The 7,670-nt window shown below is 29.7% G+C and carries 6 protein-coding genes; 2 read left to right on the top strand and 4 right to left on the bottom strand.

Translation table 11 applies throughout. The features are described 5' to 3' along the window. The 4 genes from CLPUN_RS18505 to CLPUN_RS18490 all read right to left on the bottom strand — a co-directional run. A partial coding sequence (locus CLPUN_RS18505) for a transposase (protein ID WP_198944370.1) occupies positions 1-382 on the bottom strand: 382 nt, incomplete at its 3' end. Positions 383-541: 159 nt separating this feature from the next. After that, positions 542-1,387: a C1 family peptidase gene (locus CLPUN_RS18500; protein ID WP_077848715.1), complete on the bottom strand. Its 846-nt coding sequence runs from the start codon at positions 1,385-1,387 to the stop codon at positions 542-544. 712 nt (positions 1,388-2,099) lie between these two features. Next, the gene (locus tag CLPUN_RS18495; protein WP_077848714.1) at positions 2,100-2,768 is read right to left on the bottom strand and encodes a response regulator; all 669 of its coding nucleotides are present in this window, start codon (positions 2,766-2,768) and stop codon (positions 2,100-2,102) included. Positions 2,769-2,770: 2 nt separating this feature from the next. After that, positions 2,771-3,808, bottom strand: coding sequence for a sensor histidine kinase (locus tag CLPUN_RS18490; protein ID WP_242954181.1), 1,038 nt, complete (start codon positions 3,806-3,808; stop codon positions 2,771-2,773). Between the two features lie 865 nt (positions 3,809-4,673). Here CLPUN_RS18490 and CLPUN_RS18485 point away from each other — a divergent pair. Both CLPUN_RS18485 and xynC read left to right on the top strand, forming a co-directional pair. After that, a complete protein-coding gene (locus CLPUN_RS18485; protein ID WP_077848712.1) occupies positions 4,674-6,194 on the top strand; it encodes a glycoside hydrolase family 43 protein in 1,521 nt (506 codons plus the stop codon). A 164-nt stretch (positions 6,195-6,358) separates the two neighbouring features. Continuing rightward, positions 6,359-7,630, top strand: coding sequence for a glucuronoarabinoxylan endo-1,4-beta-xylanase XynC (gene xynC / locus CLPUN_RS18480; protein ID WP_077848711.1), 1,272 nt, complete (start codon positions 6,359-6,361; stop codon positions 7,628-7,630). Positions 7,631-7,670 lie beyond the last annotated feature (40 nt).

Genomic DNA, 7,670 nt, shown 5'->3' with positions numbered 1-7,670 from the left:
CACTAGTTGTCATTCCTTTTGCATAAAGTGATATTATTTTTTTGTCCAATTCAGTACATACTGTTTCATATTTCTTTATTATCTGTGGTTCAAATTCTGCATTCCTATCTCTTGGTACGTCTAAATCGACATCACCGAAGGAGCTTCTGAGGTTTTTAGTGCTATATCCATTGCGGTAATTTTTCTTAGCCGGTTCTTTGTTTTCTGATCTTTCATATTTATTTCGACCAAGGTGCTCTTCCATTTCACCTTCTAGAATATTTTCTAGAACATCTTTAACTAATCTTTGAATTAATCCATTCTTACCCATTACATCATCTATGGTCTTACATTTTTTCACTTCGGATTTGTAATCAAAATCATCATCAATTGCTTTTGTCATAATTATCACTCCTTAAATATTTTAAAGTATATTATTCCAAAACTACCAACTGATTATGTAAAAAAACAGTAGATAGTTTTGTTTTTACACAAAACTATCTACTGTCCCTTTTGAAATGGAGTCTTTTTATTTTAATTCAGCTTTTAATTAAACTATGATTTATTCAGCATCAGTCATTACATATGCTTCTATGTCTTCACTAGCTATTAAATCATAACTAATCCATCCATAACCGTTAATACCCCAGTCTTTACCCCATGAGTTGATTATTTTTACTGCTTTTTTAGCATCATCATAACCAACTACGCATATTGCATGTCCACCTCTGTTTTGACCAGAGATTTTATCGTAAATTGGATTGCTAGCATCTAAATCATCAAAATCTTCATATACAGATATACCAATAACTACAGGATTTCCACTAGCAAGCTGTGATTTTATTGCATTGTAGTCTCCACTTGGAAGTTGGCTCCAGCTTTTCGCTTTATATTTAGCTGCATTAGCTTTTTGTTTAGTTGTAGGTTTAGTTTTCCAAGAATAATAATTACCATTATAAGGCATATCAGATAATGTAGTACATCCTTGTGACTTCAAAAGATTGAAGGCATCAGAGAAATAAGCACCACCGCCATCAGCACTTGAATCAGCATGTATTTGGCTGTATATATATGCTGGACTGAATATATGAGCATTTGTATTTACTCCCCATTCCCATTGAACATTTTCTTGATAAGTTTTGTCTGCATATCCTGTAGCAAATGCAACACAGCTTCCTAAATTTCCTTGGTTAGTTACTGCTGGGAATTCACTTGATAAATCAACTTGTTTTGGTAATACTGCTCTGTTATTTGTATCTTTTACTGTTTTAATACCAGGTATATTTTCATGTAATTCCTTTAACCCAGTTGGATGTAAAGTAGCTGCAAATGTTTGAGTTGGAGTTAATCCTAATCCTCCTAAGACTACAAGTGAACATGCTAAGATTTTAATTTTGTTAAATTTCATTTTTAATACCCCCAATTTATTTATTTTTGTGTTTACTTTTTAGGATCTACATATTTATAATGAAAGTCCTGTTGCAGTATAAGGTCCATACTGCTTGTACAAGGTTAATTTGCTTTACATTCCCCCTTATTTTGTGTAAAAAGTTTATATGCTTATTGAGATTAAAACTTTTATTTAATAAATTTTATATAATCTGATGACTACTTATATTTTTGTATTAATTTTTAAATTAATAAGCAGTTTGCAGATATAAAAAAAGACAATGGTGTAATTTAGATTTTGACGCCATTGTCATTAATTATCTATTTAATGAATTATTTATAAAAAGATATAAGTTTTAATTAATTTGTTACAGTAAAATTATTTAATTTTTTAAACAACATTTTTAGTTTTATTGAAATTAGAATGAATTTAAAATTTTATGGAGATTAAAGTTTTTTATTGGTTTTATTTTCTAGAATATACAAAAACCTTATGATAATTATATTTACATTTAATTCAAAAAACAATATAAAAAGCACTAAACATGTGTTTTAAGTGCTTAAGGGATATTTTTATTATGAATAATTACTTTTAAGATATATTTTATGTATTTAAAGCTTTTCTGATTTTATATATTTAAAGTTGTTCTAGTAAAATAGATTTAAACCTCTATAGTAAAAATGTTAATTTACTAATAAAAGATAAGTTTTATGGTTATTAATTTCCTATGTTATAAGGAATCTAAGTTAGTTTGATTAATATATAATGCTAACTCAGTTCTACTATTTAGTGATAGTTTTCCGAGTATTCTTGTAACATAATTCTTTACAGTTCCTTCTGTTAAAAAGAGAATTTGACAAATATATTTGTTGCTTTTGCCCTGAGCAATTAGCTTTGCAACATCCATTTCTCTTGGTGTAAGCACATCTAATTTATGATTTAGAGTATCAGATTCATAAGAACTTTGATTTTCGTTAGTAATTGAATTAAAGGCTTTAATTACTTTTGCTGTTACTTCTGGATCCAGTAGCATTGCACCATTGTAAACTGATTTTATTGCTTTAATTATATATTCTGACCCAGCATCATTTAGGAGATAACCATCTGCTCCATTTTTTATTGCTTTAAATATGTATTCGTCTTCATTAAAGGTTGTTAGTATTATAATTTTTACATTTTTATATTTTTCTTTAATAATTTTAGTGGCTTCAACACCATCCATTATAGGCATTCTAACATCCATAAGAATCACGTCTGGCAGCAAATCTTCCAAAAGTGCAATTAGTTGCTCTCCATCTTCTGCTTCTCCAAGTATGTTTATTTCCTCATATAAACCTAAGATCATCTTTATTCCTTCTCGTACTAGTTCTTGATCATCAGCTACTATAACATTTATCATATTTATATTTCCTCCGTTAATACTGGTATGCATATATACATACCAAAGCCAAAGTTATCATTACTAAAGTAATTCACTGATCCATTCAATGAAGTTACTCTATTTTCAATTCCAAGTAATCCAGTTGATTTTATAATTTTATTACATCCAATTCCGTTATCAGTTAAAATAAGATTTATATTATTATTTTTTCTTAAAATTTTTATGGTTATTTCCGTTGCCTTCCCATGTTTTATGCTATTAGTTATAGATTCCTTAATGGTACTACACATAGAATTTTTAATAATTGAACTTAGGTTGTCCAAATCTTCATCTGTGTTGAAATTAATTTTTATATTATTAAGCAGATGGAAATTATTAATTATACTCTTAATAGAATCATTAAAAAACTCTATTTCTCGTTCTTCCTTAAGTAAACTAACTACGTCTCTTAGACTGTTAATGCTGGATTTTGCAATATATTCAGCTTTAATTAAGACATCTTTCACTTTTGTAGGCTTTATATCACACATCTTTGTTGCAAACTCTAAATGCATAATAAGAGCTATTAGAGTGTGACCTACTGAATCATGAAGTTCTTGAGCCATCGTAGTTCTCTCTTTAGAAACAGTTAATGCTTCTACTTCTAACGCATACTGTTGGAGTTTTATATTTGCAAGCTGTAGCTTTTCATTTAATTTATTTACTTCATCTTTTTCTGCACGAAATATTTTTTCAGAGTACATTGTGCTGCATAAAGCAAAATAACCAAATAGGGCAGGAAGTAAACTTGGAAGCTTATACAAGTAGTTAGACATTCCTATGTCTGTAATTAGCAGCATTAAATATAAAAGAAAATGAATTAAAAGTAAAATTTTTAGTCTTATTCCTTTTGATTGTAAAAGTTCTGCTAAAGGGAAGGTCATAAAAACATTAGTTTCAAATCCTCTTATAAAATATGTTAATATCGAAGCTCCAAATATAGTAAAAAGTAAAGATGTATTATACATATATCCAGAATTTATAGTTAATTTAGTTTTTCTTGTGTAGTCATTTACCATAACTAAAGTGATAAGAGCAAATAACATCACCGTTTTGAGAGTTTCATTGTGAAACAAATAATAAGTCCGAATAAATATAAATATAAATAGAAAATATTTAAAAATTTCGAAGTACTTTCTATACATAGAGATTTTATAACCTTTCTTTTTTTTTATTATAACATTGTACTCATATTAGGCAATATATTACTTAAGTAATATATTGCCTAATATGAGTACTAAAGTAACTATAAATTCAACTGATTCTATGTTAATATTTATTCACAAAAATGTATGAAAAGCGTTTAAGAAGGAGAAGATATAAATTATTAAATTCTCTTTTTTAATCTTCTTAACAAAAAAAGTTGGCAAAATTACCTATAAAATATAGAGTTTTTAATTTAAGAAATAACCATAATAGATTTATTATCTAATATGGTTATTTGTTGTTTTTTTAATATAATTTTAAAAATAAAAATAAAATATTGAAATACGCCTAAAAAATGCTGTTTTACGATAAAAATATTGTCAAATAGTAGGAAAATTGTTAATGTTATTACAATATTCTTAGTGAAATCTTGTTAATTCCTTTTTAGTATAAATATGTATTAGTTGTAATTTTATAATCCACGAACATCAATAAGATTAAAAATCTTAAAGATAATTTGCAAGTAAAATAATTATCAAGAATATTAAGGATATTAAAACTAAAAGTGGAGGTGATGTATAAAATCCAAGCTTCTAAAAATGTTTACGTTTTCTAATAAATCTTTAAGAGGTTAGAAAATTTACAATGGTATGTTTTTATACCAACAAGGTTTAAATTAGAAACAAAAAATTTAGGCAAATGAAAGGAAAAGATTATTTCAAAAGGGGGAAATTAAAAATGTTAAAAAGGTCAGGTTCACTTTTATTAGCTTTTACATTATTATTTGGCATTGGATTAAGTACACCTATAGTAGCCAGTGCAGATACAAATGCTGTAGCAAAAATTCAAGGGTATTCTAATCCTCTTATGACACAAAAATTTGGAGCGGACCCATATGTTATGGTTTACAATGGCAGAGTATATGTTTATATGAGCAGTGATGCTTATATGTATAATAACGGAAATGTTATTGATAATAATTATAGTAATATCAAGTCAATAACCTGTATATCATCTGACGATATGGTAAACTGGACCGATCATGGGGAAATTCCAGTTGCAGGATCAAATGGAGCAGCAAAATGGGCAAGCAATTCTTGGGCACCAGCAGTTACACACAAAGTCATAGATGGTAAGGAAAAATTCTTCCTTTATTTTGCTAATAATGCAGGTAGTATCGGTGTACTTACAGCAGATACCCCAATTGGACCATGGACAGATCCTCTTGGAAAAGCCATGATTACTAACAGTACTTCTGGAGTTAATGGAGTCGTATGGCTTTTTGATCCAGCAGTATTGGTAGATGATAACGGGACAGGTTATCTATATTTTGGTGGTGGAATACCAGGTGGTAATAGTCCTACACAAAGTCAAATTGCAAATCCAAAGACAAGTAGAGTTATAAAATTAAATAATGATATGATCCACACTGATGGTAGTGCAGCTGTAATTGATGCTCCATTTATTTTTGAAGATTCAGGCGTGCATAAATATAATGGTAAATATTATTATTCATATTGTTCTAATTTTGCTGGTAATCATCCAAATGGAACGCCACCTAAAGGTGAAATCGCTTATATGGTAAGTGATAATCCTATGGGACCATTTACTTATAAGGGTACTTTCCTTAAAAATCCAGGAACATTTTTTGGAGTTGGCGGCAATAACCATCATGCTGTTTTTCAATTTAGTAATCAATGGTATGTAGTATATCATGCTCAAACTTTAGGAAAAGCTTTAGGAGTTACAAAAGGATATCGATCTCCTCATATCAATAAGCTTGGTTATTCTGGAAATGGTGTTATAAATAACGTTACAGCAGATATGCAAGGGGTACCTCAGGTTGCTAATTTTAATCCATATAAGAGGACAGAAGCTGAAACAATTGGTTGGAATGGTGGTATTTTAACTGAAAAATCTCAAGCAGCAGGAACTATAGTAAAAAACATTAATCTTGATGTTACAAGCATAAATAATGGAGATTGGCTAGCTGTATCAAAGGCTGACTTTAGAAATGGAGCGAAATCATTTAAAGCAAATATTTCATCGACGGTGGGAGGAAAAATAGAAATACATCTAGATAGTCTAGATGGTCAACTTATTGGTACTCTTAATGTAAGTTCTACAGGGGGAGAACAACAGTGGAGAGAAATGCAATGTAATGTAAAAAGTGTTAGTGGTGTTCATAATGTTTTTTTAAAATTTACTGGAATTAGTAATAAAAACTTATTTAATATTGATTATTGGCAATTTAGCTAAAGCAACAGATAGAAAATCTTAATAACTTCAATAAGTTTATTGAATGATTATTGAAGTTAACTACTTAAGAGAAAAGCAATCAATATTTACGAGAGTATATAAGCAACTCGAATTTTATCAATAAAAAATCAATTATGATGAAGTAAAAAAGGAGCATATTAACGATGAACATTAAAATAAAAAAAATAGTATTATCTTTATTAACACTTTCAGTAACATGTTCACTATTTACAGCATTATCTGTAACAGCTAATGCAGCATCAAATGCCACAATAAATTTGTCTGGGGAAAAGCAAGTGATTCGTGGATTTGGAGGAATAAACCACCCAGCTTGGGTTGGAGATTTGACAGCAGCTCAAAGAGAAACAGCTTTTGGTAATGGTGATAATCAGTTAGGTTTTTCTATTTTAAGAATCTACGTAGATGACAATAAAAATAATTGGTACAAAGAATTAGCAACTGCTAAAAAAGCAATTGAACGTGGAGCAATAGTTTTTGCTTCTCCATGGAATCCGCCAAGTGAAATGACTGAGACTTTCAATCGTAATGGTGATACGAAAGCAAAACGACTTAGATATGATAAGTATTCAGCGTATGCACAGCATCTTAGCGATTTTGTTTCATACATGAAGAATAATGGTGTGAATCTACATGCTATTTCTGTTCAAAATGAACCTGATTATGGAAAGGATTGGACGTGGTGGACTCCAGAAGAAATATTTCGCTTTATGAAAGAAAATGCTGGAGCAATTAATTGTAAGGTAATGTCACCTGAGTCATTTTCTTATCAAAAAAAGATGTATGACTCTATTTTAAACGATCCGAAATCTCTTGCTAATATGGATATTCTTGGTACTCATACTTATGGTACTCAGGTTAAAGATTTCCCTTATCCTCTTTTCAAACAAAAAGGAGTAGGAAAAGAGCTATGGATGACAGAAGTATACGTTCCTAATAGTGACAATAACTCAGCAGATCGTTGGCCTGAAGCATTGGATGTTGCATATCATGTGCACAATGCTATGGTAGAGGGAGATTTTCAGGCATATACCTGGTGGTACATTCGTAGACAATACGGCCCTATGAAAGAAGATGGCAACATAAGTAAGCGTGGTTATATGATGGCTCATTTCTCTAAATTTGTTCGTCCTGGATATGTAAGAGTTGATGCAACAAAGAATCCAACAACCAATGTTTACGTGTCTGCATACAAAGGTAGCAACAAAGTAGTTATTGTTGCAATAAACAAAGGAACATCTCAAGTAAGTCAAAGCTTCAATATACAAAAGGGTTCAGCTTCTAAAGTATCAGCATGGGTAACAACAGGATCACAAAACATAGCTAAATCAGCTGATATAAATATAGTAAATGGAAATTTTACAGTATCACTTCCAGCACATAGTGTAACTACATTTGTAGGGGATTTAAGCAAATAATACTAATTAGGTAATTTAAGCTTAAGAAAGAGGGAAGAAT

Source organism: Clostridium puniceum (assembly GCF_002006345.1).
Taxonomy (GTDB): Bacteria; Bacillota; Clostridia; order Clostridiales; family Clostridiaceae; genus Clostridium; species Clostridium puniceum.
The sequence above is the reverse complement of the archived record's forward strand: the minus strand, read 5'-3'. Positions and strand labels throughout refer to the sequence as shown.